Origin of the sequence: Roseibium sp., assembly GCF_965233565.1 — a bacterium.
Taxonomy (GTDB): domain Bacteria; phylum Pseudomonadota; class Alphaproteobacteria; order Rhizobiales; family Stappiaceae; genus Roseibium.
In genome coordinates this window covers 410,880-437,319 of sequence record NZ_OZ247494.1, presented here as the reverse complement: position 1 = coordinate 437,319, position 26,440 = coordinate 410,880, and the positions used below count along the sequence as shown (strand labels likewise).

At 60.5% G+C, this 26,440-nt stretch carries 20 protein-coding genes; 15 read left to right on the top strand and 5 right to left on the bottom strand.

Annotated elements, in window-relative coordinates; genetic code table 11:
- The first annotated feature begins 213 nt into the window (after positions 1-213).
- Positions 214-663, top strand: coding sequence for an Lrp/AsnC family transcriptional regulator (locus ACO6TG_RS01930; protein ID WP_422376628.1), 450 nt, complete (start codon positions 214-216; stop codon positions 661-663).
- A gap of 78 nt (positions 664-741) precedes the next feature.
- Here the strand turns inward: ACO6TG_RS01930 and ACO6TG_RS01925 are convergent, their stop codons facing one another.
- The 3 genes from ACO6TG_RS01925 to ACO6TG_RS01915 all read right to left on the bottom strand — a co-directional run bounded on the left by ACO6TG_RS01925 (position 742) and on the right by ACO6TG_RS01915 (position 5,249).
- Complete coding sequence (locus ACO6TG_RS01925) at positions 742-4,158, bottom strand: acyl-[ACP]--phospholipid O-acyltransferase (RefSeq protein ID WP_422376627.1); 3,417 nt, start codon at positions 4,156-4,158, stop codon at positions 742-744.
- 97 nt (positions 4,159-4,255) lie between these two features.
- Positions 4,256-4,537, bottom strand: a complete 282-nt coding sequence (locus tag ACO6TG_RS01920) for a YiaA/YiaB family inner membrane protein (protein ID WP_094070999.1) — start codon at positions 4,535-4,537, stop codon at positions 4,256-4,258.
- A gap of 13 nt (positions 4,538-4,550) precedes the next feature.
- Entirely contained in the window at positions 4,551-5,249 is a 699-nt protein-coding gene (locus ACO6TG_RS01915; protein ID WP_422376626.1) for a PspA/IM30 family protein, read from the bottom strand.
- 107 nt (positions 5,250-5,356) lie between these two features.
- On the opposite strand from ACO6TG_RS01915, the gene ACO6TG_RS01910 reads away from it, so the two are divergent.
- Positions 5,357-5,944: a TetR/AcrR family transcriptional regulator gene (locus ACO6TG_RS01910; protein WP_422376625.1), complete on the top strand. Its 588-nt coding sequence runs from the start codon at positions 5,357-5,359 to the stop codon at positions 5,942-5,944.
- A gap of 32 nt (positions 5,945-5,976) precedes the next feature.
- Here ACO6TG_RS01910 and ACO6TG_RS01905 read toward each other — a convergent pair whose 3' ends face one another.
- Positions 5,977-7,458 (bottom strand): protein adenylyltransferase SelO, encoded by a 1,482-nt coding sequence (locus ACO6TG_RS01905; RefSeq protein WP_422376624.1) that lies wholly within the window; start codon positions 7,456-7,458, stop codon positions 5,977-5,979.
- A 178-nt stretch (positions 7,459-7,636) separates the two neighbouring features.
- Here ACO6TG_RS01905 and ACO6TG_RS01900 point away from each other — a divergent pair, with 178 nt between their 5' ends.
- The 8 genes from ACO6TG_RS01900 to ACO6TG_RS01865 all read left to right on the top strand — a co-directional run bounded on the left by ACO6TG_RS01900 (position 7,637) and on the right by ACO6TG_RS01865 (position 17,616).
- Positions 7,637-8,176 (top strand): tetratricopeptide repeat protein, encoded by a 540-nt coding sequence (locus ACO6TG_RS01900; RefSeq protein ID WP_422376623.1) that lies wholly within the window; start codon positions 7,637-7,639, stop codon positions 8,174-8,176.
- Positions 8,177-8,364: 188 nt separating this feature from the next.
- Positions 8,365-9,639 (top strand): 3-hydroxy-3-methylglutaryl-CoA reductase, encoded by a 1,275-nt coding sequence (locus ACO6TG_RS01895; RefSeq protein WP_422376622.1) that lies wholly within the window; start codon positions 8,365-8,367, stop codon positions 9,637-9,639.
- Positions 9,636-10,568: a UbiA family prenyltransferase gene (locus ACO6TG_RS01890; RefSeq protein WP_422376621.1), complete on the top strand. Its 933-nt coding sequence runs from the start codon at positions 9,636-9,638 to the stop codon at positions 10,566-10,568. The genes ACO6TG_RS01895 and ACO6TG_RS01890 overlap by 4 nt, the downstream gene beginning before the upstream one ends.
- Positions 10,565-13,018, top strand: coding sequence for a PEP/pyruvate-binding domain-containing protein (locus ACO6TG_RS01885; protein ID WP_422376620.1), 2,454 nt, complete (start codon positions 10,565-10,567; stop codon positions 13,016-13,018). Before ACO6TG_RS01890 ends, ACO6TG_RS01885 begins: the two co-directional genes overlap by 4 nt.
- Entirely contained in the window at positions 13,015-14,106 is a 1,092-nt protein-coding gene (locus ACO6TG_RS01880; protein ID WP_422376619.1) for a DUF3419 family protein, read from the top strand. Before ACO6TG_RS01885 ends, ACO6TG_RS01880 begins: the two co-directional genes overlap by 4 nt.
- Positions 14,103-15,404 (top strand): diacylglycerol/polyprenol kinase family protein, encoded by a 1,302-nt coding sequence (locus tag ACO6TG_RS01875; protein WP_422376618.1) that lies wholly within the window; start codon positions 14,103-14,105, stop codon positions 15,402-15,404. The genes ACO6TG_RS01880 and ACO6TG_RS01875 overlap by 4 nt, the downstream gene beginning before the upstream one ends.
- The gene (locus ACO6TG_RS01870; protein WP_422376617.1) at positions 15,401-16,198 is read left to right on the top strand and encodes a hypothetical protein; all 798 of its coding nucleotides are present in this window, start codon (positions 15,401-15,403) and stop codon (positions 16,196-16,198) included. Before ACO6TG_RS01875 ends, ACO6TG_RS01870 begins: the two co-directional genes overlap by 4 nt.
- Complete coding sequence (locus tag ACO6TG_RS01865) at positions 16,195-17,616, top strand: AMP-binding protein (RefSeq protein WP_422376616.1); 1,422 nt, start codon at positions 16,195-16,197, stop codon at positions 17,614-17,616. Before ACO6TG_RS01870 ends, ACO6TG_RS01865 begins: the two co-directional genes overlap by 4 nt.
- A gap of 7 nt (positions 17,617-17,623) precedes the next feature.
- Here the strand turns inward: ACO6TG_RS01865 and ACO6TG_RS01860 are convergent, their stop codons facing one another.
- The gene (locus ACO6TG_RS01860; protein WP_422376615.1) at positions 17,624-18,190 is read right to left on the bottom strand and encodes a hypothetical protein; all 567 of its coding nucleotides are present in this window, start codon (positions 18,188-18,190) and stop codon (positions 17,624-17,626) included.
- A gap of 185 nt (positions 18,191-18,375) precedes the next feature.
- Between ACO6TG_RS01860 and ACO6TG_RS01855 the strand changes: the two genes are divergently transcribed.
- The 5 genes from ACO6TG_RS01855 (at position 18,376) to ACO6TG_RS01835 (ending at position 26,436) form a co-directional block, all read left to right on the top strand.
- A complete protein-coding gene (locus ACO6TG_RS01855; protein ID WP_422376614.1) occupies positions 18,376-19,710 on the top strand; it encodes an adenylate/guanylate cyclase domain-containing protein in 1,335 nt (444 codons plus the stop codon).
- Between the two features lie 112 nt (positions 19,711-19,822).
- On the top strand, positions 19,823-22,489 hold the full coding sequence (locus ACO6TG_RS01850; RefSeq protein WP_422376613.1) for an AsmA-like C-terminal region-containing protein: 2,667 nt from the start codon (positions 19,823-19,825) through the stop codon (positions 22,487-22,489).
- Between the two features lie 55 nt (positions 22,490-22,544).
- The gene (locus ACO6TG_RS01845; RefSeq protein WP_422376612.1) at positions 22,545-23,954 is read left to right on the top strand and encodes a transglycosylase SLT domain-containing protein; all 1,410 of its coding nucleotides are present in this window, start codon (positions 22,545-22,547) and stop codon (positions 23,952-23,954) included.
- Positions 23,955-24,117: 163 nt separating this feature from the next.
- The gene (locus ACO6TG_RS01840) at positions 24,118-25,854 is read left to right on the top strand and encodes an amidohydrolase (RefSeq protein ID WP_422376611.1); all 1,737 of its coding nucleotides are present in this window, start codon (positions 24,118-24,120) and stop codon (positions 25,852-25,854) included.
- A 60-nt stretch (positions 25,855-25,914) separates the two neighbouring features.
- Positions 25,915-26,436: a hypothetical protein gene (locus tag ACO6TG_RS01835; protein WP_422376610.1), complete on the top strand. Its 522-nt coding sequence runs from the start codon at positions 25,915-25,917 to the stop codon at positions 26,434-26,436.
- Positions 26,437-26,440 lie beyond the last annotated feature (4 nt).

The following is a 26,440-nucleotide window of genomic DNA, read 5'->3' as shown; positions in this document are numbered from 1 at the left end:
TTGCTCCATACGCCGTGAGACAGGCTGTCCCGGAGCTCCTCCTGCTGCTCCTGGATCGCCTTTGACCGGGGCGCCAAACCATGGGTTATTCCGGCCGCTGTCCAGCGTTGGCGAAAATCATGCTAGTGAGAAGATTTGACTATCTTCATCAAGTCCTGCTTGATTTTGAGGAAATTGATTGCGTTTATGCCGAAAGGTTACGATAAACGGATCATGGATAATATTGATCTTGAAATACTGCGGCGCTTTCAGTCGAATGCGCGCCTGACCGCCGATGCCCTTGCAGAAGACATTGGCCTGTCGTCACCGGCCATTCAAAAGCGGCTCAAGAAACTCAGGGACACAGGCGCGATCGAAAAGGAAATCGCCGTGTTGTCGCCGTCCAAGCTGGGACGGGAGATGACCGTGATCGTGCAAGTGATGCTGGAGCGGGAAAGCCGGCAGAAACTTGATGATTTCAAGCGACTGATGCGTCGCGCCCCTGAGGTCCAGCAATGCTATTATGCAACGGGTGAAGCCGACTTCGTGCTCATTCTGGTGGTCAAGGACATCAAGGAATATGAGGAATTCACGCAGGAGTATTTCTTCGGCGAGAGCAATGTCAGTCGCTTCACCACCTCGATCGTCATGGACCGGGTCAAGGTGTCTCTCGACATTCTGTGACCCGGTCCGGGGTTTTCAGCTTTTCGGGGACAGTGACGGCCCGCGCCGTCTGAAGGAGAGCGCGGGCCAAAGGCCGGTTCAGGCCGCCTTTTGCTTAGTGTCGGTCTGGTTCACAAGCTTTGCGACACCTGCGAAGTCCAGTTTTCCCGATCCCAGAACCGGAACCTGGTCCACGATGCGGACTTCCGCCGGGATCATCAGGTCCTGGGCGCCGCGTTCCTTTGCGCCTGCGACGAAGGTGGAACGGTCCGCGTCCGGGTTTTCCGTTACCAGGATGAGTTTCTCACCCTTGCGCGGATCCTTGACGGCGGCCACGGCGGAAAGGTGCTGAGGCCAGATCTGTCCGGCGAGGGCTTCGACAGCTGCCAGCGAGACCATCTCGCCGCCGATCTTGGCAAAGCGCTTGGCCCGGCCCTTGATGGTGATGTAGCCGTCGGCGTCAATGTCGACGATGTCGCCGGTGTCGTGCCAGCCGTCGACCAGCGGATCGACGATGCCGGGGTTCTCTTCACGCAGGTATCCAACCATCACATTCGGGCCAGCCACGTGAAGGCGGCCGCCGGCGTCGACACCCGGAACCGGTTCCAGGCGTGCCGTCATGCCCGGCATCAGCTTGCCGACGGTTCCCGGCTTGTTGAACATCGGCGTGTTGAGCGCGATGACCGGGGCCGTTTCAGTGACGCCATAGCCTTCCAGAACCCGCAGCCCGAATCGCTCCATGTAAGTCGCGCGCGTCGAGGCCTTGACCGGCTCCGCGCCGGCAAAACAGTAGCGCAGGGACCGGAAGTCGTAGGCATGGGCCGTGCGGGCATAGCCGTTCAGGAATGTGTCCGTGCCGAACAGGATCGTGGCGTTGGAGGCATAGATCAGCTCCGGCACGATGCGGTAGTGCAGGGGAGAGGGGTAGAGATAGACCGGTACGCCGGAGACCAGCGGCAGAATGGTGCCCGCCGTCAGGCCGAAGGAGTGGAACATCGGCAACACATTGAAGACCTTGTCTTTAGTTGAAAAGTCAATGCGGGCCGCCGCCTGCGCAGCATTGGCCAGGATGTTGCGATGGGTCAGGACCACGCCCTTGGGTTTGCCTTCCGAACCGGAGGTGAACAGGATCACTGCGGTATCGTCGGCACGGCGCCGGGCAAGCGGGCGCTTACGGGTCGCAAGTCCGCGCAGCTTGTCCAGAAGGCTGATTTCCTTGCGCAGTTCGTCCAGCCAGACGAAGCGGACCTCGCCCGACAGCTCCTCAATCAGAGGCTCCAACCGGGCCTGGGTGACAAAGGCCTTTGATGAAAACACCGTTTTCACCTCAGCGGCGCGGCAGGCCGACAGGATGTTCTTTGCACCTGCCGTGAAGTTCAGCATGGCGGGCACTTTGCCGGCCGACAGGGCTGCCAGGAAGGTCACTGCAGCGCCGTTGGCGTTCGGCAAAAGCAGGCCGATCGTGTTTTCTTCCGGTGTCAGCTTGCGGATCTTGCGGCCCAGCACCGCGGCGCCTGCCAGCAGCTTGCCGTAGCTCAGCTTGCCCGTCACGGGGTCTTCCAGCGCTGTGCTTCCAAAGCCACGGTCACGTGCAGTCTCGATTACCGTTTCAAGGATGGTCCGGTCGCTGGCAAGGCTGGTCTCAAACATCAGGTCGGACATGATGCCATACAGTTCCGCTCCGGCCGCAGCGCGGCGTTTGCGGCCTTTCAGGGTGTCATCCAGGCTCAGGCGTTTGGGCTCCATGATAGTCACCTTTACTTTCGGAAACAGGCTTTTTCGGATCTGGGTCGGATTCAGATAGGAGAAGGGCGTGCGCTCCAGACCGTCGATGCGGATCGGCACAATCATCGCGCCGGTCTTGTCGGCGACCATGGCGGCGCCGTCATAGATCTTCATGAGGCTGCCGGTCACCGTCAGACGGCCCTCGGGGAAGATCACCATCGGCTCGCCCGAACGCACCACCTTGATCAGGGCGCGAGTCGCCAGCGGCTTGGCCGGGTTGATGGGCAATGCGTTGGCAAGACGCAGGAACGGCTTCACCCACCAGCGTTTCGCCACATCGTAGTCGATTGCGAAAGTCGGCGCCCGATCCGTCAGCGTCAGGGCGAGCCCGGCGTCGAGATAGCTCACGTGGTTCAGGGCCAGGATCGGTGCCTCGCCGGCCTTCTTCAGGTTCTCAAGCCCTTCGACTTCCAGGCGGAAGGCTGCGCGGTAGATCATCGACACAAGGTCGCGCAACGGATTGGTCGGCAAAAACCGGAACATCAACAGTGCAGCGACGGCGTTGGCTGCCGCGAGCGCCGTCAGGATGACAGGCAGCGAGACACCTAGTTTCTGGGCCGCAGCCAGGACAAGGCCGCCGATGGTCATCAGTGCTGCACCAAGGGCATTGGTCGCGGCCAGGCGCCGGGCGCGGACGGCAGGGGCCGCCCAGCTCTGCAGGGCCGTAAAGGTCGGAACGGCGAGCAGGCCACCTGCAATAGCAAGCCCGGCCATATCGATGCTCAGGCGCAGAACCCCTTGCTGGGCCAGGAACTGGGACAGTGTGATCGCGGTCGCGGCATGGTCCATGCCGGCGACAACGGCAGCCGCGTCGAGACAGAACAGGGCCATGATCACGGTGCCGACCGGGGCCGGCAACAGCACGATGCGTCCGGCGGCAAGCCAGGCGGCCAGTGCCGAACCGACGCCGATCGAAACGGCAAAGATGGTCAGGAAATAGGTCACCGCGATCTCGCTGCCGCCCAGGTGGGTTTTGACCAGCAAGGGCAGGACGGACAAGACCAGGGCACCGACAAGCCAGAACCAGGCATTCATCAGCGCAACGCGGATCAGGCGGCGGTCTTTGACAAGGTCAGCCAGAACGCGCCAGGTCGAGGTCGCGATGTTCCAGTCGATCCTGAGGTCTGGAGCCGCGGCTGGCGTTGAGGGAATGTTGCGGCTGAGACCAAAACAGCCGAGCGCCAGCGCGATCATGAACGGGGCAAACAGGAGCGCCGGTGTGCCGGTTGCAAACAACAGGCCCGCAGAAATGGTCCCGCCCAGGATGGCGAGAAACGTGCCGGCTTCGACCCAGGCGTTTGCGCGCGGCAATTCAACAGGTGCCAGCAGTTCCGGCAACAGGCCGTATTTGACCGGGCTGAACAATGCGGACATGGCGCCGAACACGAACAGGGACACAAACAGAACCGGCAGCGACCCGAGCGCCATTCCAAGGACTGCCAGCGCTGCACCGCCGATCTCGGTGCCCTTGGTGATCCGGGCAAGACGGGCCTTTTCATATCGGTCGGCGAGTTCGCCCCCGAGCGCGGACAAGACCAGGAAAGGTGCAATGAAAACGGCGCTGGCCAGTGCGATCAGGGCGCCGGTATTGCCTGCCGCATCCGACGACGTCACCTGAAACAGCACCAGGAACACCAGCGTGTTTTTGAGGAAATTGTCGTTGAAAGCGGACAGGAACTGCGTCCAGAGCAGCGGGGCAAAGCGCCGAGTTGTCATCAGGGATGCGCGCATGAGGGTCTCCTTCGGTGCCACCGAATGGCAGGCGCCGTTGAAATCTTCTGGCTGAACCCCGGTGTGTCACCGGGGTTCGAGATGGAACGGGATCAGGTCAGGCCGCGTCCGATTTGCTGACATCCATCAGCAATTTCTCGGTCTTGGCGTCTTCGAGCCGATTGTGGAACTTCTCGGCTTCGTCGCGGTCGCGAAGCGTCTTTGTCAGGGTAACCGCCGTATGCACCAGCATGATTGCCGACATGGTGTAAAAGCCCTTGGCGGAGAAGCTGGCTTCCAGATTGTAGATGCCGAGCGCCATCATGACGGCGGCAACAAGGAAACTGGCGGCGGTGAAGACCATCCAGTTGTTGGAATGCTTGATCACAGGTTCCTGCATGGGATGTTCCTTTTTACTCAGACTTTTCAAGAAGGGGAGGGAGGTCGGATTTCAGCCGTGCCAGGACATCGTCGGCACGGGTTTTCACTGGGGCGCCGCACCCGGCGTCGCCGAGTTTCTCGATCAGGGCGCCGGGCTGCTCTGCCACCGAAAGCGCCAGGAATTCCTGGTCCGCGATCTGGTCGCGCTCCTGCTGGCGCCGGATGTCTTCAAGGCGATGCTCCGCTTCTGCGAGCGCGGAGTGCCCGTTGCCGGCGCCGATCGACTGGGCCTTTTGAATGTGGGCCTGAACGTCGACGCCGCGTTCGCCGCGCTTCAGCGCCCGCAGGCGGCCCTGTGCCTGGTGCAGGCTTTCCGTCAGACCTGCAAGATCCCGCTCAAAGCTGGCAATGGCGCTTTCCAGGGCGGACTTTTCGTCTTCAAGCAGGGCAATGGCCTCAGCAGCTTCGCGGGCGAGAGGGGCGTTGCCTTTCATAAGCGCGTTTCGCGCGCGATTTTCCAGATCCTCGACCGAGGCCTTGATGTGCTGAAGCCGTTTCCGGTCAAGCTGCTGTTCGGCGCGGGCGCGGGCCAGGGCCACCTGAGCAGTCCGGACGGCCGTGGCCGCTTCCCGTATATTGGCGGAAAGGACAGCACGTGACTGACGGCTGTCGCCATCAGGCAGGCCGCCTGACAGCAGGTCTTTCAACTGGGCTACAAATGGTTCAAACATGATACCTCCACAAAAGTGAACGACGTTCACTATTTGACAAAGCCACACGAGTCGGGCTAAGTCAAGAAAAAAATGAACTAGGTTCACTTTTGTAAAGGTAGGCCGCAATGGCGGGTGTGCAGAAAGCCAAGAGCGAAGAAACGCGCCGCAAGGTGCTGGAGGCGGCGATCGCCGCAGTGGAGCAGGGGGGCATGGAAGCCGCAAACATCCGAAAGATTGCGGGTGAGGCCGGTTATTCCGTCGGCTCGGTCTACAAGCATTTCGAAGACCAGGATGCATTGCTGATCGCGGTCAATTCCGTCACGCTCGGACGGATCAAGGACGTCATGGCGTCAGCGGTTGACGGTACTGAAGACCCGATGGCGCAGCTCAAGGCGCTGGCCCATGCCTATCTGGCGTTTGCCCAGAAGAACGAAAATCTCTGGACGACGCTTTTCAGTCACCACTTGCCCGACGGCAAAGCGGTGCCGGAATGGCATATTCAGGAGAACATAACCCTTCTGGCCTTCATCGCCGGCCCGTTGAAGGTGTTGAACCCCCGCCTAGAAGGCGAACAGCTGGAAGACAGGACGCGCACCTGTTTCTCAGCCGTGCATGGACTTGTCACCATCAGCCTGGAAACCAGGTTCATCAGTCTGACTGGTGACCGGCTGGCGCGAGAGATGGATTTTCTGGTTGAGCGACTGGCGGGATAGGGCAAGCCATCCCCCGGACAGAGCGGGCTGTATCAGGTGCCGCAGAAGGTCTGATAAGGCCCGAAGGAAGAAGGCGCCGGCTCTGAAAAGCGTTCCAGTCCGGGCCGCTCGTCGAAGGGGCGGGACAGGACATCAAGCAGGGTCTTGACGGGGGCGTAATCACCGTCTTCGGCAGCCTGAAGAGCCTCTTCCACCTTGTGGTTCCGGGGAATGTAGAGCGGATTGACGCTGTCCATGCGGGTTTTGACCTGGTCATCCGTCTCCGCTTCGCGCGCACGTCTTTCCCGCCACTGGTCGAGCCAGGGATCAACGGCCGTTGGATCGACAAAGAGGTCCCGGAATGCAGACGGTGAACCTGTGGCAGCGGCTCCGAGGTGCCGGAAGCTCAAGGTGTAATCGGCACCCTGGGCCTGCATGAGGGCAAGCAGGCCTTCAAACAGGGCCTCGTCCTCCTCAGCCACTGTCGCAAGACCAAGCTTTTCACGCATGCCGGCCAGCCAGGCCGCCTTGTAGAGGTCCGGGAACCTGCCAAGCTCCGCGCTTGCCAGGTCCACGGCGTTGTCGAGATCGGCCGGGTTGAACAGCGCAAGCATCGCTTCAGCAAGGCGCGCCAGGTTCCATTGCAGGATCGCCGGCTGGCGGCCAAAGGCGTAACGCCCACCATGATCGATGGAGCTGAAGACGGCCGCCGGATCATAGGCATCGATGAAGGCGCAGGGACCATAGTCGATGGTTTCTCCCGAGATCGTGGTGTTGTCCGTGTTCATGACGCCGTGGACGAACCCGACCAGAACCCACCTTGCGACCAGCGCTGCCTGCCGTTCGACCACGCGCCGGAACATGTTGAGATACCGGTCTGGTGTCTCTGCCAGATCCGGATCGTGCCTGGCTATCGCGTAATCCGCCAGTTGGCGCACCTTCTCGGTCTCGCCCCGGGCCGCGAAGAACTGAAACGTGCCCACGCGCAAATGACTTGCAGCGACACGTGTCAGCACGGCGCCGGGTTTCGGGCTTTCGCGGTAGATCGTTTCGCCTGTTGCGACGGCGGCCAGGGCCCGCGTCGTCGGAATGCCAAGGGCATGCATCGCTTCGCCCATGACGTATTCCCGCAGAACGGGGCCAACCACGGCCTTGCCGTCGCCGCCGCGCGAAAAGGGGGTTGGTCCGGAGCCCTTCAGTTGAATGTCCTTGCGCGTTCCGGACGCATCCAGGATTTCTCCCAGCAAGAGCGCACGCCCGTCGCCAAGTTGCGGCGAGAAGCCACCAAACTGGTGCCCGGCATAGACCTGGGCCAGCGGGGACGCCCCGTCCGGCGCGCTGACGCCCGCAAAGACGTCTGCGCCTTGACCTGAGTTGAGCGCATCGGCCTCAAGGCCAAGGCTTTCGGCCAGCGCCTGATTGAACAGGATCATCTGCGGCGCGGGTACCTTTGCGCCTTCCCAGGCGACATAGAAGCCTGGCAGGTCACGGGCATAAGAATTGTCAAACTGGAAAAGCGGCGGATTTGCTGTCATGGGCTCGCACTAACATATCTTTGATGCAAGATGTAGTTGCCTCGATGGACAAAACCAGAGGGAAACGGCTTCCTGGAAAGACCCGGGAGCGGATCAGACCAGGCGCTTGACCGGCATGATTGCTGAATGCTTGGTTTGGGGGCTCCCAGAGTGGAAAAAGAGCAGGAAGACCTGGCCGATGAAAACCGTTCTTGCCGCACTCCTTCTGGGGTTCGGCGTCACCTCAGCACAGGCTGTGTCACCGGAAGACTGGGAACGGCCGCCCGAACCGACCGAAACTTCGACCGAATGTCCGGACGGACAGGCATGGGACAAGGAAGTAGAGCGCTGCACAGATGTGAAAGCCAATAGTTTCAATGATGATGAGCGCTACCGGGCCGCGCGTGAACTGGCTTACGCAGGCCGCCTGAAAGCGGCAGGACTGGCTCTCGATGCCATGACCGACCAGTCCTCGTCGAGGGTGCTGACCTATCGCGGCTTTCTGGCGCGCAAATCGGGAGATTGGGCATTGGCCGAACAATTTTATGCAAGGGCACTTCAGGAGGAGCCGAACGATTTGCTGGCCCGGTCCTATCTTGGCATGGGGCTGGCTGAAAAGGGCGACGTGGAAGCCGCGCGAAGACAACTCTGGCAGATCCGGGCACGCGGAGGGCGGGAGACCTGGCCGGAACGGGCCTTGTTGATGACCCTGCGCGGTGGACGCTTGTCGGCCTATTGACGTCAGCAATTGGCAGTTTCGTGGTCCGGCTTTTCAGGAAACCCGGTTTGAACGGTGGTGTTCGGCTGGCAGAGATTGGTATTTTCACTTTGGGGAAATTTTACAAAGGCGCTGTAGGCTGATGTGAGATTATTCTCAAATGCCCGTCAGGCGTTCACAACAGTCTTTCGTTTAACAAGTTCCAGATCATGCCCATTCCCCCCAAGACCCTCCGTTATCTCAAGAAACTCAAGGCCTCTGCCGATCCGGCGGAAATCGCGGCGCGCCTGTCACCGCGCGAAGGGGCGCCAGCATCCCTGATGACCCTGCCGAAACCGTCTGCTGCCGCGATCGCCAGGGTCTGGAAACGCATGCTCAAGGCCGGTGTTCCACAAACGGCGCAGGGCCAGCTGGCCGATGACCGGACCGTCGCAGAAGCGGAGACCTATACCGGAAACATTGAAAACATGATCGGCACCGTGAAGGTGCCGGTCGGGGTCGTCGGACCGTTGCGGATCAATGGGGTGTTTGCCCATGGTGACTTTTTCGTGCCGCTTGCCACCACCGAAGCCGCCCTTGTTGCTTCCTATGCACGCGGCGCCAGGGCCGTCGGCAAGTCCGGTGGGGTCAGCGTGGCAACGCTCGGGGAGGGCGTGCTCCGCACACCGGCATTCCGGTTTGCCTCCATTGCCGAAGCGGGGCTGTTTGTCGATTGGGTGGTGACAGCATCTGCCGATCTGATTGCCGCAGCCGAGGCCACGACGCGTCATGGCCGCCTTCTGGGAATTGATCCGGTTATCGATGGCGAGATCGTATTTTTGATGTGCCGGTATGAAACCGGAGATGCGGCCGGTCAGAACATGGTGACCTTCGCTACGGAGGCGCTTTGCGCCCATGCGCTCAAGGCCTCGCCCGTTCAGCCCAGGTCCTGGTTTTTGGAAGCCAATTTCTCCGGCGACAAGAAGGCCAGTTTTCTCGGCACGATGCTTGGGCGCGGGCGGCGGATCACCGCGCAGGTCGATATGCCGGACGATGTCGTCGAAAGCGTCCTTGGAGCATCGGTCGAAGACATTCTCGAATATGGCCGGATTGCCAATCTAGGCGCGTTGATGACCGGGCAGGTCGGTGCGCAGGCCCATTTCGCCAACGGACTTGCCGCGCTCTACCTGGCGACCGGGCAGGATGTGGCCTGTGTTGCCGAATCCGCTGTTGGCTTCACCCGCATGGAACAGAGCGAGACGGGGCTGCTGGTCACCGTGACCCTGCCGAACCTGATCCTCGGCACCGTGGGCGGTGGCACCAGTCTGCCGTCTCAATCTGCCGGGCTTGATGTGCTTGGACTGAAGGGCTCCGGCAAGGCACCCGCGCTTGCAGAAGTTGCCGCTGCCCTTTGTCTATGCGGTGAACTGTCCCTGACTGCGGCGGTTGCCGGCGGGCAATTCGGCAGTGCCCACAAGCGCCTTGCGCGGGAAACAAAGGCATGAGCGCCAAAACCGAAGCCGATGCGCCGGTCCTCGCCCGGTTATGGACGTACCAGGCCGAGCGGTTCCCGCTGATCCAGACAGTTCCACTGCTGGCCGCCTTTTCCGCTGCATCGGTGACGGCGTCGGCGCGGCTCGCGGACCGATCCCTGCCGCACCTGAGTGCTTACCTCATCGCCTTCCTGATCGTGATGGTGTTCTTCTTCCAGATGCGGGCCCTGGATGAGGTCAAGGACGCGGAAACCGACCGGCGTTATCGCCCCGAGCGGCCGATCCCGCGCGGGCTGGTGTCGCTCGGACTGATCCTCTGGATTGCCGGTGTTGCGGTTCTGCCGGCAGTGCTCGGTGCCTATTGGGTGTCACCCCTGTTGCTGCTGCTGGTGATCCTGGCCTGGGGCTGGCTGGCCCTGATGAGTTTTGAGTTTTTTGCACCGAAGGTCCTGCATGCGTCTCCGGCGCTTTATCTCGTGTCGCATATGGCGATCATGCCGTTGATCGACCTGGTTCTGACCGGTGCCGAATGGGTGCCTTACGGAACCATGCCGCCAGGGCTCTGGACCTTCCTTCTGATGAGCTTTGCCAATGGCTGCGTTGTCGAATTCGGCCGCAAGATCTGGGCACCGGAGCAGGAACGTGAAGGCGTGGAGACCTACAGTTCGTCCTGGGGTATCAAATCGTCTCTTCTGGCACTCGGCTTGGCCGTTCTGGCAGCCTTTGCAGCCCTTGTGATTTGCGGGATCTATCTGGCGCGTCCGGTGGAGACCGCGCTGTGCGGACTGGCCGTGCTGCTGCCGACCATCTACGTCATCATCGCCTTTGCCCGTCATCCGGATCGAAAGCGCCAGAAGCGGCTGGAAACACTGTCCGGCGTCTGGGTGCTTGCCTGCTATCTCGCAGCGGCCTTCACGCCGACCCTTGGAGTATCGGTTTGACAGCTCTCGTCACATGGCAACAGGCGCAAGACGCCTCCCAGCAGACTGTCGGCGGCAAGGCCTTCGTTCTGGCGGAACTTGCAGTGCAGGGCTTCAAGGTCCCGCCGTTCTTTGTGCTGTCGCCCGAGGCGTTTGAAAACGGTGGGTTGACGGAAACCGCGCGAGAACGCATCGAAGCGGCGTGTGGCGAGCTGCCTGGCGATCTCTATGCCGTCCGGTCTTCGGGCCGTGCGGAAGATGGCGCTGCCGATTCACATGCCGGACAATTTCTGAGCCTTCTGGAGGTCGCATCGCAGGATGTTGGCGCGGCCGCCGAAAAGGTCTTTGCATCCGGTCTCAGTTCGAGCGTAGATGCTTACCGGTCCGCCCGGGGACTGACCGAGGTGGACATGCCTTCGGTAATCGTGCAGGCGATGGTCAACGCAAGGGCCGCCGGCGTTGCCTTTGCCGCTGACCCGGTTTCCGGCCGGCGTGACCAGGTGCTTGTGTCGGCGACGGCCGGCTTGGGAGATGCGCTGGTCTCAGGTGAAGTTGACGGCGAAACCTGGCGGTTTTCACTGCCAAAGCTGGAACTGCTCGAAACACCGGCCGGTGAGGCGGCGCTGAACCTGGACGAGGCACGAGCCGTGGCCCGCCTCTGTGTGGAGGTCACCGGCAAGAAGGGCGCCCCTCAGGACATCGAGTGGGCGCTGGGGCAAGAGGACGGTGCTCCGTATCTGCTTCAGGCACGGCCGATCACGACGCAGCTGCTGCCGGCGGCTCCGGCTGAAACCAGGCTGCTGGTGTTTGACAATTCCAACATCGTTGAAAGCTATCCGGGTATCGTCTCGCCGTTGACCTACAGCTTCGCGGTCACCGCCTATGCCAGGGTCTATCGCACATTCCTGAACCTGATCGGCACACCGCCGGACGTCAACCGGGCGCATTCGTCCGATCTTGCCAATATGCTCGCCCGGATCGACGGGCGCCTATACTACAATCTGGGCAACTGGTACCGGCTGCTTTCCTTGCTGCCGTTTTTTTCCAGCAACCGCCAGCACATGGAAACCATGATGGGGGTTTCGGAGCCCTTGCCCGATGAAGCCATGGCCGGTGCGGAACCGACCAAGAGCTTTCTCTCCGGGTTTGTCATGGTTGCGCGTCTCGCCTGGGCGGCAGTGCGCCTGAAGAAAACCCATGCGGGTTTCATGGAGCGTGTCGAGGAGACCATTCCGCCAAGAGAAGACTGGCACCGGCTCTCCGCTAAATCCCTTTCCGAACTGGCCACCGAATACCGCCGGGTTGAACTGGCCCTGCTGGATGACTGGGATGCGCCCATCGTCAACGATTTTCTCTGCATGATGGCCTTTGGCGGCTCGCGCAAGCTGCTGGAGACCTGGGCAGGCCAGGCAGGGCTGGCGCTGCACAATGATGTCATGATCGGCCAGGGCGACATTATCTCGGCCGAACCCGCACGCCTTATCCGCGAAATGGGAGAACTGGTGCGCCAGTCACCCGGTGCGGTGGAGGTTCTGCAGAGGGAAGAGACAGGCGAGGTTTTTGCGGTACCGGGGCTCGCCCCGCTTCTCCAGCACTATCTGAACCGCTTCGGTGACCGGCGGATCGGCGAACTGAAACTCGAACAGCCGACACTGGACGAAGCGCCGGAAGCGCTGTTTCGGGCGGTCGCCGCCGCAGCGCGCCGGGACGTTGCCGAACCGGTCCGTACACCGCCTGACGACAGGCTCAAAAAGTTGTTCGGCGGCAAGCCTGTCAAAAGGTTCGCCGCAAGGCTTGCCCTTGGATATGCCAAGGCAAGAGTGCGCGACCGTGAGAACCTGAGGTTTGAACGAACGCGCATTTTCGGTTACGCGCGCCGGGTTTTCCGGGCCATGGGCGCCACGCTGACTGCAACAGGTCAGCTCGAAACCCAGGATGAGGTCTTTCTGTTGAGCCTTGAAGAGCTACTCGGCATTGCCGAAGGATCAGCCTCAGGCGGCGACATCAGCGGCCTGATCGCTTTGCGACGCAAGGAACAGGAAGACGTCGCCCGACTGCCAGATCCACCCGAACGGATCCTGGTGCGTGGTTCGGTCACCGACAGGGCAAGTCGGCAGGCCAGCGTTCGTATTGCCGGTGCGGGAGATGATGAAACACAGCGCAATGGAACCGCCTGCGGCGGCGGTGTTGTGACCGGCATTGCCCGTGTCATCCACGATCCGGCGGAAGAACAGGTCCAGGCTGGTGAAATCCTGGTCGCCCGGCACACGGACCCGGGCTGGATTTCCCACTTCGCCAATGCGGCGGCTGTCGTTGGTGAGCGGGGCAGTGTGCTGTCCCATTCGGCGATCGTTTCCCGCGAACTCGGCATCCCCTGTGTGGTTGCCGTCAATGACGCCTGCGCCTGGATCCGGACCGGAGACAGGATTGAAGTGGATGGGTCCAACGGCTGGGTGAAGAAAATCTCATGAACGAACCGATCGATCAGCGTGCCAGTTTTGAGGCCATCCGATATGCCCGGGCCTGGGAGGACGCCGATGTGCTCATCGGCGCTTTCCGAAACGAGCCCGGACAGCGGTTCCTGTCGATCTGCGCCGCCGGTGACAACGCAATCGCACTTCTGCTGCTCGACCCGAGCGAGGTGGTTGCGGCTGATCTTTCGCCTGCGCAACTGGCCTGCCTGCATCTGAGGATCGCAGCTTACCGATGTCTGTCGCATGAGGCCTTTCTGGATCTTTTTGGTGCACGGCCGGCGGAAAACAGAGGTGAATTGCTCGACCAGGTGCTGAAGGGCTGTGATCCGGAGACGGTGTCCTTCTGGCAGGCGCAGAGGCAGGCGGTTGTTGACTTCGGAGCCGGCAATGTCGGCAAGTTCGAAAACTACTTCCGCCTGTTCCGCCGATACATTCTGCCCTTGATCCATTCCAGGTCGACAATCGAGAGCGTGTTCGGGAAACGAGCCCATGAGGACCGAGTTCGTTTCTTTGAGGAGCGTTGGAACAACCGCCGCTGGCGGCTTGCGACCAGCCTGTTCTTTTCAAGGACGGTCATGGGCTGGCTCGGGCGGGATCCGGCCTTTTTCGATCATGTTGACGGCAGTGCCGGGGCGCATGTCCGGCGCAAGGTGCGGTTTGCGGCCGTCGACCAGGACCCGAGCCAGAACCCTTACATGCGCTCGATCCTGACCGGCTCCAATGACACGGCGCTGCCGACGGCCTGGCGCGCGGAAAATCACGCTGTCATTGCCGAACGGCTGGACCGCCTGACGCTGGTTCAGGGGCCCGTGGATCAGGCCGGCGAGGGGCGGTTTGACGGGTTCAACCTCTCTGACATCTTCGAATATATGTCCCTCGACGAAACGGCGAGGGTCTATGGCCGTTTGCTGGACCGTGCGTCACCGGGGGCCCGCCTGGTTTACTGGAACATGATGGTGCCGCGTTCCGCGCCCGCGGAATTTAAAGGCCGCGTGCAGCGTTTGGCTGAGCTCGAGGACCGCATGAAGCGGCTGGACAAGGCCTTCTTCTACGCCGACCTGGTGATTGAGGAGGCGTCTGGTTGATTGCCCAGTCCGTCATCGCCGTTGCATCGGTTATTGCGCTATTCGCCCTGGCGTGGGCCATTCGCAGGATCGCTGACCGGTTCTTGCTAAGTGCGGAGAGCCAGCGAAAGGCCGTGCATGTGGGCGTCGGTATACATGCCATGACGCTGCCGCTGCTGCTTACCCGAGACGGGTTTCTGATATTTGCGGTCCTGGCAGCGGCAGCTCTGCTGGTGTTGCGCATACCCGGCATTGCCTCGGACGGCATCGGGGCATCGCTTCATTCGGTGCAGCGCCGTTCCTGGGGGGACTTCCTGTTTCTGCTTGCAGTTTCCCTGCTGTTTGTCCTGACGCCCGGCAATCCGGCGCTCTACACGCTTCCCATCGCGGTTCTGACGTTGTCCGACGCCGCAGCCGCCTTGATCGGAACCGAATATGGCAAGCTTCGCTTCGGTGGAGACGACCGGATCAAGAGCGTGGAAGGCAGCGCGACTTTCTTCGTGGTCACCTGGATCACCTGCGTGATCATTCTCCTCCTGGAAACGGAAATCCCCCGGCAGAATGTGCTGTTGCTGGCAACGCTGGTGGGCGCCTTTGCCACCTATGTGGAAGCGGCCAGCTGGCGGGGGCTCGACAATCTGTTTGTGCCGGTTGGCATCTACGTGCTGTTGTTCACCTGGGCGAATTCGCCGCCGTTGATCCTGGCGGCGGTGACCGTCGGCTGGCTGTTGTTTTTGCTGGCCGCCGAAGTCGCGGCACCGCGCTTTGGCATGACGCCGCATGCGGCCCGGTCCGCCGCAGTCGCCCTGTTCCTGACCGTGATCGTCGTGCAGCCGATCAACGCGGTGATGCCCGTTCTGGCATTTTTTGCGGCACTGCTCGCGAGACCCTCCGGTGACGACACCGAAATGATCCTGGACTTCGTGGCCACACTCGTTCTCACCGGTGTAGCCTGGCTGATTACCGGCAATGTCCTGGGTGTGAACGCGATTGCCTTTTATGCCGCGTCCTTTGCCGCCATCGGCGCGGGCTATACAGGCTACGCGCTGCGTGAAACGAACTACCGGATCGTGGGCGGGATTGCTGCCGCAGCAGCTGTCTGTCTCGTCTACTGGCTGCTGCTTCCTGGCATGATCCAGTATATGGGCTGGGTGCCGGCAGCTCCCTTGATCGGTTTCGTGGTTTTTGTGACCTCGGTAACAGTGCTGACAGAAGTTCTGCGGCCAAAACACTGGAGCACACGCAATCCGGGCCTGCGGCTCGCCGTTACTGCCCTGGTCCTGCTTGTTCCTGTCTACCTATACGAGGTGCTGCAATGAAACTGCCGACTGTGTATCGCGACGTGCCTTCCTGGAACGGGCGCCGGACAGCTGCGATTGGATGTGGCGCCTTTGAGGATTTGGCCAGCGGCGCCGCTTTTCTCGCCGAGACCTGCGCCGCCTTGAAGGCCGATGGATACGAGGCGGTGGTCGGACCGATGGATGGCTCCACCTGGGGCAAGTACCGTCTGCAGGTCTGGTCCGATGACAGTCCCGGATTTCTGATGGAGCCGGATGCCGGCCCGCATGATCTGGCAGCCTATGAACAGGCCGGGTTCGATGTTGCGGAACTGCATGTCTCGGCAAGCGCGGCCCCCGGATCGCGCGGCTTTGCAGGAGCGGTTCCCGGTCTGACAGTGAGCAGCTGGGACGGTCAGGACGGAGAGGCACTCCTCGGGAGAGCATACGCGATGGTCATGGAGGGGTTTCAAAAGACGCCCTTTTTCACGCCCGTGCCCGAAGCTCTCTTCGTGGAGCGCTATGCAGCGCTGCTGGCGCATGCCGACCCGCGTTTTATCCTGCAGGCGTTTGATGAGGGCGGCGTGGTGCGCGGCCTGACCCTGGCCTTCCCGGATCCCATGCGCAAGGGGGCGATTGTGCTGAAGACATATGTTGGCTCCCTGCCGGGTGCCGGACGGGTGATGGCCGACAGGGTCCATGACCTTGCAGGGGAAATCGGCTACCGGGAAGTGGTGCATGCGCTAATGCGGTCCGGTATTGCCTCCGAAGCCCAGAGCCGGAAATTCGGTGGCAAGGTGTTTCGGCGTTATGCCCTGATGGGGCGCGTGCTTTGAACCTGATCGAGAATTTCCTGTCAGAGGCAGAGCGCCGCCCGCAGCAGACGGCGATCATCGACAGGAAAGGCAGGTCGATCAGCTACGCGGAGCTGGCCAAACGGTCCGCGGATCTCGCGGACGCCTTTGCCGCCAAGGGCATCGGCAAGGGCGACCGGGTGCTGATCGGAACATTTCCCGGGATCGGGCTCTATGCGGGACTTGCCGCGCTCTGGCGGCTTGGAGCCGTTGCCGTCTTTCCGGAACCGGCCATGGGCCTCGCCGGATTTCGGCATGCGGCAAAGGTCACGCGGCCGAAGGCGCTGCTGGCGTCCTGGCCGGTCGGGTGTCTGGCCTGGCTCTTTCCCGAAACCCGGTCCATTTCGACCCGCCTTTCGGCAGGCGCGACCGGCCACGGGGATGAGGGCCTGTGTCTTCCTCTCAAGCCCGACGATCCGGCACTGATCTCCTTCACCAGCGGCAGTACCGGAAAACCGAAAGCCATCGAACGTACGCATGGTCTGATGCGTGCGCAGCATCTGGCATTGGCCTCGCTGATCGGTTCGGATCACGGGCCGGAAATCGATATTGTTGCCTTTCCCGCCTTCGTCCTGACCTGCATCGGCCATGGATCAACGGCGGTCATGCCGAACTGGAACCTGCGCAGGCATGACCGGATGCTGCCGGAGACGCTGGTGCAGCTCGTCGAGACAACCGGGGCAACGCGTCTGCTCGTTCCGCCAGTGGTCGTCTCGCGGCTGGTCGGCAGCACCCTGCCAACTAGCGTAAGCCGTGTGATGACCGGTGGCGGGCCGCTCTATCCGGATGTGGCACGCGCCTTTCTGGCGGCCCACAGGGGCATTGGCCTGACCAATGTCTATGGCTCCACGGAGGCAGAACCGATTTCTCATGCCCATCTGGAGGAGCTGACGGACGCCGACTGGGACGCTGCAGCTGCCGGCAAGGGACTGCCGGTCGGCGCGCCGGTGCCCGAGGTGCGGCTGCGCTTTGTCGACGACGAGATCCAGGTGGCCGGGCCGCATGTCAACCGCGGCTATCTCGACCCTTCACAGGAACGGGACACCAAGGTTGCCGACGGCGACACCATCTGGCACCGAACCGGCGATGCCGGCCGGCTGGATGAAGACGGCCGTCTCTGGCTGCTTGGCCGGCACGGCGCCGCAAAGGACGGTCTTTTTGCCTTTTCCGTTGAAACCGCCGCGCGGCTTTGGCCCGGCGTCACCGGGGCCGCCTTTGCGGTCGATGATGCCGGTGAGCCGGTCCTGTTCCTCTGCGGAGATGCAAGCCATTTGCCCGACTGGCAAAGTCGCGCCGGATCGATCGGCCGTTTCGAGATCAGTGTCGTGGACGAGATCCCGATGGACCGCCGCCACCGGTCCAAGCCGGATCTCCGAACTTTGCTTGATCAGCGGGTTTAGTGACTGCTCAGAGCTGATCCGTTGCCGTGTCCAGCAGAATGTAGATGCCGGCCGCGATCATCACGAAAGGGGACAGTCTCTCGAAGAAGCGCTGAACGGTCCTGTTATCCTTGAGACTTGCCGCCAACAGAGTGCCTGCCAGCAACAGGCTGGCGACCGCGAGCGATGCCCCGACAAGAATGAACCGGTCATAGCCGGGACTGGAATCTGCAATAAACGCCGCCATCAGCACAAATGTGTCGGTGCTCAGCGCCAGAAACAGCGTCATGCTGCTCAAGACCGAGTGACCTTCGCCGGTTAAAACGACATTGGCTTCCTGAGCGCGATAGTTTTTTCGCAACTCCCAAAGGCCGAGGCCGAGCGGCACCACGCCGAGATAACCGATGAGGTGGGGGCTGAAGAAGGTGACCCCGGCGCCTGTTGCATAGGCCCCCCCGGTGACGATGGCCTGTGCGGCCAGAAAACCGGCAATTGCCTGCCGGTGTCTGCCCGAGACCGCGATGGCAAAAAAGGCAAACAGGCCGTCGATATTTGTAAGCACATAGCTGAGGGCGATGGTGAGAGCAAAAATCATGAATGTGTCGCTCTCTCCAGAAGGAAGGCCAATCGGGCAAGGCCGAACAGGAAACGTCTGACCGTTTAAGCCCCGTTCAGCCGCGGGTCAAAGCCTTTGCGGGGATCGTCATACCAAGGTGGCACGACAATCCCACATCGTTTGGCCTATAGTGCGCGCCAACGGGGCAGAGGCGGGATGCGCAAGTGGCGGGCGACAAAGCAGAAACCGATCTGGTGGACAACCTGCATTCGCTGAGGTCGGAAGAACTCGCGGCTCAGAAAACCGCCATGATCGGACGCACGATCGCGCTGGCCTTCATTGCCTTGCTCGTGACGGTTCTTTCGCCCTGGCCGGCACCTCTTTTCACCTATCTGCTTCTGCTGACTTTCGTGGGACTGGGCTGGACGGCCTGGCATGTGGCCAGATCCGAGTGGGGCCGTCCCTGGCATCAGTACCTGTTTGTCTTTGCCGATTTTGCATTGCTCAGCTTCACCCTGGTCTATCCGAACCCGCTTGTGCCATTCGACTATGCTCCGCAGTTCTCGTTGCGCTACGGCTCCTTCATCTATTTCTTCGTGTTGCTGGCTGGGCTTGCCTATGTCTACCAGCCCAAACTTGTCCTGTGGGGCGGTCTCTCCGGCGCGATCTGCTGGGCTGTTGGCGTCGGCTGGCTGTTCAACCTGCCGGACACGATCTATCAGCACAGCGGCGAATATACATTCGACACCGCCATGGCATTGGTGTCCGAGCCGACCTTCATCGATCTGGGCGAACGGGCCCAGGAAATTGCCGTTCTCCTGATTGTCGCCTGTCTTCTGGCGCTGGCTGTGCGGCGATCGAGAAGGATCGCACAGCGCCAGGCAACACTGGCGCGCGAACGAGAAAATCTTGCGCGATATTTCCCGAGAAAAACGGCACAGATGCTGGCAGAAAGGACCGATCCGTTCTCCCGGCCGAGCGAACAGAACGCCGCAGTTGTCTTTGCCGATCTGGTAGCTTTCACGACCTGGTCGGAGAAGCACTCTCCAGGGGAGACCATCGAGCTGCTGCGCGACGTTCACGGGCTTCTGGCCGATATCGTCTTCCGTCACAATGGCACACTGGACAAGTTTATCGGCGATGGCCTCATGGCGACCTTCGGTACACCGGAGCCGTCCGGCCGGGATGCCTCCAACGCGCTGGCTGCGATCACCGAGATGGTAAAAGCTTTCGAGCGCTGGAAAGAGAGTGACGCCCCGGAGCAGGCCAGAGATCTGGATCTTGCAATCGGTGCGCATTATGGACCGGTTGTCGTCGGCAATGTCGGCAGCAAGACCCGGCTGGAATTCTCGGTTCTGGGCGATACGGTGAACGTGGCAAGCCGACTGGAAGGTGCGACGCGGAAGGTGGGATGCCGCCTGCTTGCAAGCTCGGCGCTGATTGCGGCAGCGGCAGCCGAAAACGAACGGGAAAACAAGGACGTGTTGTCTGTCCTGGGACATGTCGGTCAGATCAAGCTGCGCGGTCGAAGCCAGGAAATAGACGTCTATCGACTGTAGCTGACTGCCGCTATTCAACTCGTTCGGCATATTGTCTGAGACTTTGCCTTGGTGGATCGTGCCGGCCTGAGGTTATGATCCTGTCAGCTCCCACAGGCAAAGGGATCGATCCATGCCCCGATCACCAGCGCAGAAACCGCGCCGTATCTGGAACAGGCTCCGGATTGCACTGCTGGTGTGTGCGGTCGCTGGCCTGACAGGTGGTTCGTTTCTTTATGCTGTCCTTTATTCAGGTGCTTTTCTGTCGCTCAGACAATCTCTTGCGGCACAGGCCGTCGGAACGGTCCTGTCACGGCAGGTCGAGGTTCGTGGTCCGGTCGAAATAACACTTGGACACCAGATCAAGGTTCAGATCGAAGACGCCTATGTGGAGCGATCGTCCGGATCAGAGGGCGGCAAGGCCCGGGTGTTCGAAAAGGTCCGTTTCGATGCGGGCTACCGCCTTTTGACCGGAAACTTCTCCAGCATATCCAACTACGAAATGAGTGGCGCGGATCTTGTCATTCGGGCAGGGGCAATGCGCGCGGATTCTGCCGGGACACCTTCCTATGCCAGGTTGCCCTCCCAGATCATCAACAGCGCCGTCCTGGACAATTTTGACCTGAGTGATGTCACCGTCAGCCTTGTGGATGATGAAGATGGATGGAACGAGACCCTGGTGATCAACACGCTCCGGTCAGTCGGAGATCCTGAAAGCAAACAGGTCGATCTGGTTCTGGATGCCAGTTACAACGGAACGCCCTTTCAGGTGTCAGGCAGTTTTCCCAGTTCAAAAATCGCACAAGAGGCCTATCGCGGCCCTTTCGACCTGACCCTGACGATACCAGGCCTGGAAAGCAGGATCTCGGGGGCTGTGGACACGTCATCGGAAATAGCAGGTTTGGACGGAGAACTTGCGTCCAGTTCCGCATCGATCAAGACCCTCCTGGCTTCACTTGGCCTTGAAAGCGACCTTGCCGGTCATGGCACCTTGACTGCTGATTTTGCTGGTCCCCTTGATCAGCTCAGCCTTTCCGGGATCGAGATGGATTTTGAAAACGAAATCAGGGACCGGGTGAAGATCACCGGGGCGGTCAGCCGAAGTCTGACGACCCCTGAAGTCGATTTGCATTTCAATTCCGCCCTGTCTCCCCCCGTCGTGACATCGGACAATCGTTTTGCCGTCAATATCGAGGCCCTTGAGGGCAGCGTCAGTGGGCCGTTGAACGCGTTGACGGTGGATGATGTGCTGATCCGGACGGATGCGGTCCTGCTTGATTTTGACGAGATCGGGCCGATTTCGGTCGGCCGTGTCGTGAAACACCCGGACAATACCGTGGGCCTGGAAGACCTCGTGATCCGGGACGGTCCGCTGGACGCACCCTATATGACGCTGCGCGGTCAGATGAGCGACCTGATTGCCTTTTCTGGCCTCGACCTGAAAGGCAGCTACCGGTTTCCAACCGCACTGCTTCTCGGGCGCCCGGCTGCCTCAGTGCCTGAACTGGGCTTTGTCGCCGGCAATGTTGCGCTCAACAACGCCTCCGGGACCTTCGGCCTGGAGGAGCTGACGGGGGCCGTCGAGGCGAGCGATCTTCTGACGCTCGGCTTTCAGCTTGCCATTCCGGAATTTCGCGTCATCGACGAACTTCGGTTTTCAACGGACCTGACCATGCCAAATCCGGCGGATGTCCTTGAGGCTCTTGGTGCCCCGCATGGCTCGTTCCCAACCATGGCCTTCCTCGGAAGTGTTGCCGTTACGGCCGAGGGAGCCAGACTTGACGGTGCCTTGACATCCGGCGCGACGGAGATCGAGGCCGCGTTGACCCTTTCGGCGCCGCCGGGCACCCGTTCGCTGGCGCTTGGCGGCGGCATTTCGTCTGCCAAAATGGACCTGACCGATGTTGCAAAGGTTGTCGAGTTCACGCGAGAGGTCCTAGGACCGGACGACACCACATTAGAGCTGCGAGACGAGCTGCAATCGGTACTGACGGCGGACCTTGAGGTTGCGGTCAAGGAAATCGTTGCGGGGCGCAAGAAGGCCGGAAACCTCACCGGCCATGTGACTTATGAGCAGGACAATCTGAAGGTAAACAAGCTCAGGATGACCTTCCTGGGCGGGACTGTTCGGGGTGACTTTGGCGTTGATCTGGGCAGTTCGCCGGAGATTGCCACGGCCCATGGCCGCATGGAAAAGTTTCCGCTGAAGAGCCTGATGGCCGAACTCGGTCTGTCATCACCGATTTCCAGCACGGTCTACGCAAGTTTCGATGTCACCGGCACAGCGTCGTCGGAGACGGCGTTCTTGAAGTCGCTCTCCGGCAACCTGACGGCATCGCTCTGGGGCGGAACCTTGCCCAACAGAATGCTCGATCTTGCAGGTCTCAGCGTCTTCACCTGGCTGGTCACCGGAAATGCGGATGGAACCACAAAACTTGTCTGCGCAGTGCTGCCGCTACACTTCAGGAACGGGTCCGCCTCCGGCAAGTCCCTGATCGTGGAAACGCCGAATGTGCAGGTGGTCGGGGCAGGCAGTGTCAATTTCAGGTCGGGGGCGCTCAACCTTTCCTTCGTGCCCCGCGCCAAGCGCAAGCAGCTTGTCGAAATCGTATCGCCCTTTGACCTTGGTGGAACATTGAAGGCTCCGAAACTGACTGTCCATGACGCAGGGCCTGGCCGTGCTGTCGGAGAAGTGCTGGCAACACCGCTCAACCTGATCGGTCACATCTTCACAGGCTCGCGCGCCATCGATGAGGACGCAAAACCCTGCCGCTTGCCCAAGAATACAAAACCAAAATGATCGAGGATCGGACCGCCGGTTTCGCCGTCACGAGGGAAAGGGAGAACACCTGAAGATGAAGCGGTTCCTGATTGTCCTGTGTGCCGTTTTAACGTCCTGTCTGCCCCTTGCTGCGCAGGAAAACGCGAGCTCTTTGGAGCGCGCCGTCATCGAACCCTTTTTGGGCGATTACGATGAGATGAAGCGCGATAAGATCGTGCGCGTTCTGATCCCGTATTCGGTCACGGACTACTATCTTGAAAAGGGGCAGGAGAAAGGGCTGGCTGCAGAGTATCTGCGGCTGTTCGAAAACCATCTCAACAAGGGTGTCACCAAGGAAGCGGACAAGGTTCGCGTGGTGTTGCTGCCGACGCGGCGCGATGCCTTGCTGAGCGGACTGATTGAGGGAATTGGAGACATTGCGGCGGCTGACCTCACGATAACCGAACAGCGCGCAAGCCTGGTCGACTTCAGCATGCCCATACGCGGCAACGTTCGCGAAGTCGTTGTGACCGGCCCGCAAACCGACAGTCTCGCCACAGAGAAGGACCTTGCAGGACTTGAGATCCAGGCGCGGGCGTCGTCCAGCTATTTCGAGAGTTTGACAGCGCTGAATGCGCGCCTTGAAGAACAAGGGCTGACGCCGGTCAGCATTCTGCCTGCCAACGAGATATTCGAAGACGAGGACCTGCTGGAAATGGTTGCCGCCGGGGTCATTCCGGCAACAGTCGTTGATGAATACAAGGCAGATCTCTGGCTGCCGGTTTTCAAGGATCTGAACATTCAGCGCGACGTTGCCTTGCGGGAAGACGGGCAGCTTGCCTGGGCGTTCCGGAAGGACAGCCCTGAGCTTGCCAAAACACTCAATGCCTTTGTGGCCGAGACACGCATCGGCACCACGCTCGGCAATATTCTGGCCAATCGCTATTCCAGGGACGCTACCAGGATCGTCAACGCCAAGGCGGACGCCTACCAGGCCAGGCTGGACGAGCTGGTCACGCTGTTCGAAAAGATCGGCACCAAATACGAAATCGACCCGATGCTGCTGGCGGCGCAGGCGTTTCAGGAATCGCGATTCGACAACAACGCCAAGAGCCGCGTTGGCGCGGTCGGCATCATGCAGCTCCTGCCGTCAACGGCAACCGACAAAAGTGTCGGCATCAGGAATTACCGGCAGCTGGAGGGCAACATCGAGGCAGGGGCCAAATACAACCGCTATGTCGCGGACACCTATTTCGACGATCCCGCGATTTCCGAACTCAATCGTATTCTGTTCGTGCTGGCCTCCTACAACGCTGGTCCGAACCGGGTCGCCCGTGTGCGCAAGCTGGCAAAGGACCCGAACAGCTGGTTCGGGGAAGTCGAGTGGCAGGTGCTGAAGGCGGCGGGGGCCGAGCCGGTCAAATACGTCAAGAACATCTATATCTACTACGTCGTCTTTTCGCGGATCCACGCCTACGACACGCAGAAAAAAGCCGCGCAGTAACCGGTCCTGGCCTGCGTTCTGGAAAGAGCGACGATTGACTTAGTTAAATTTACGCGCTGACAGCGACACGTTTATGTGGAACCTTCTCAGTCCTTAAGTGTCTATGGACGCAACGTTATTTAGTAACGTTGCGCGGTTCGAAGTCGGTCTGGGAGGGCAGGGCATGCGTGTTGGAAAATTGGTTGCGCTCACAAGTGTACTGTTGTTGGGAGTGTCGACAGCAGCCTTTGCTCAAAACCCCCGTGCCAATCCTTCGACCGACCTGGCCCTGATCAACGGCCAGATCCACACGATGGATGAAAACGGAACGGTCGCCGAGGCCATTGCAATTGAAGGCGACGAGATCGTCTATGTCGGTGATGCGGCCGGACTTGGTGACGTGATCGGTCTGGGCACGGAGGTGATTGATCTTGAGGGCAAAATGGTTTTGCCTGGCTTCGTCGAGGGGCATATTCATCCGACTGCTGGTGCCCTGATCATGCGCGGCATCGATCTTCAGACGGATGATCCGAACGAGCTCCTGGAGCGTCTTCGAGCCCATGTAGAGGCCAATCCCGACTTGCCCCTGATTCATGGCTACGGAGTTCGCACCCACATTTGGGGAGATGACTTTCCAACAGCAGCAATGCTCGACGCAATCGATGCCGACAGGCCAATCTACCTGTGGGCCGTGACCGGCCACGCCGCCTGGGCCAATACAATGGCATTGGAAGTTGCAGGGATCGATGCGGACACACCCGAAACAGTACCTGGTTTTTCGTATTTCGATCGCGATGAAGATGGCAATCCGAAAGGCTGGATCGTTGAAGTGCCAGCGCAGTTGCAGGTCCTGTCCAAGCTCATTGATCTGAACTACGACTATGCAGCAGAGGGGGTTGCCGAGTGGCTGCCCAAATTCTCTGAGGCCGGTATTACGACGGTCCATGACTATGGTGTCCAGGGACTCGGGGCTGAAGAAGGCTTTAAGATATTTGTTGATCTCGAAAAGGCCGGGAAAATGCCGTTGCGGTTGCAAGGGGCATTTTACTGGAACGATCCGGACGTCGACCCAGTTGCAGCGCTTCAGGCGCTCAACGATCAATTCGACACCGAATTGGTGACGGCCCGGAGTTTAAAGATCAATATGGATGGTGACGACGACGGTTACAGTGCTCTTTATACCTCTCCTTACGCTGACAACCCTGACGCCGATCCCGACCCGATCATACCGTTCGACATATTAAACGACGCGGTCAAACGGGCGGATGCTGCCGGGTTCAATGTCATTTGCCACTGTTTCGGGGATATGGCAGTGCGCCGCGTGCTTGATGCTGTTGAGCTCGCAATCGCAGAAAATCCTCCGCGAGAGCGACGCAATGTGATCAGCCATGCCACGCTAGTGCACCCGGATGACCATTCTCGATTTGGGGAATTGGGGGTAACCTGGGATTCGAGCGGCGCATGGATGAGCTTTGATCCAGTTCTGCAAAACGTCAGTGTTACACGCCTCGGCGAGGACCGCGCGCACAGCATGTATCCCATGAAAGCGATCGCTGATGCGGGCGGTAATGTTTCTCTTGGCAGTGATTGGCCCGCTGCTGGCTACATTTCAGAAATGCGTCCGCTGGTCTCGATCCGGACGGCCGTCATGCGGCAATTGCCGGGTCGCGATGATGTCCCGCCTTTAGGTGGTGAAGAGGCGCGCGTCTCCGTTGACACAGCGATCCGGGCCAACACGATCAATGCCGCTTACGGCATGGGACGCGATCACGAAGTTGGCAGCCTGGAAGTCGGCAAAAAGGCCGATCTCGTCGTGTTGTCTGAGAACCTTTACGACATCGCTCCGAGCAGGATCCACGAGGTTGACGTGATCTATACCCTGATGGGCGGTGAGGTCACCCATGACAGCACCGAAGAATAGGCAACAGGAGCCGGATCGGTCAGTCGCTGAGAAGGCTCACTTTGGGAAGGGAGGATAAGCATGCGCATTCTGTTCGTGTCACTCTTTCTGCTGATCGGATCATTACCTGCCCAGGCCTGCGGTAATCCTTTGCTCTGGGCCATGCTGTTCAAGAAAGTGCCGGAAGCCAAGATGGTATTCGAGGCAGAGCTGGCTGCCCGCGCAGACGGCCTGATCACGGCCAGGGTCTATGATGCAAAACCCGGTCAGCCCTATCATCAATGGTCCAGGGCCTGGCTCCTGGATCTTGGCGCGGAAATGCAGACCACGGTCACTGGCATGCTTGCCCCGGGGGAGGACCTGACAATCCTGCTTGCCGATGAAGTCGCCGCTCTTCGTTTTTCCCATGAAGCGGGTGTCGAATTCGTTCCGGCGGCCGGCCTGCGCGCGATTGAGCGCTATGATCTCATCACCAGCATCAACGCTCTGAAAAGCGTCTGGCGCGATGGGTTGAGCTACAGCGAGATGCTGGAACAGGACCTGGCCTGGAGTGCCGATGGTGGCGAAGAGGTCACGCTTGCCGGCGTCTTTGCGGCCAATTGAGCCT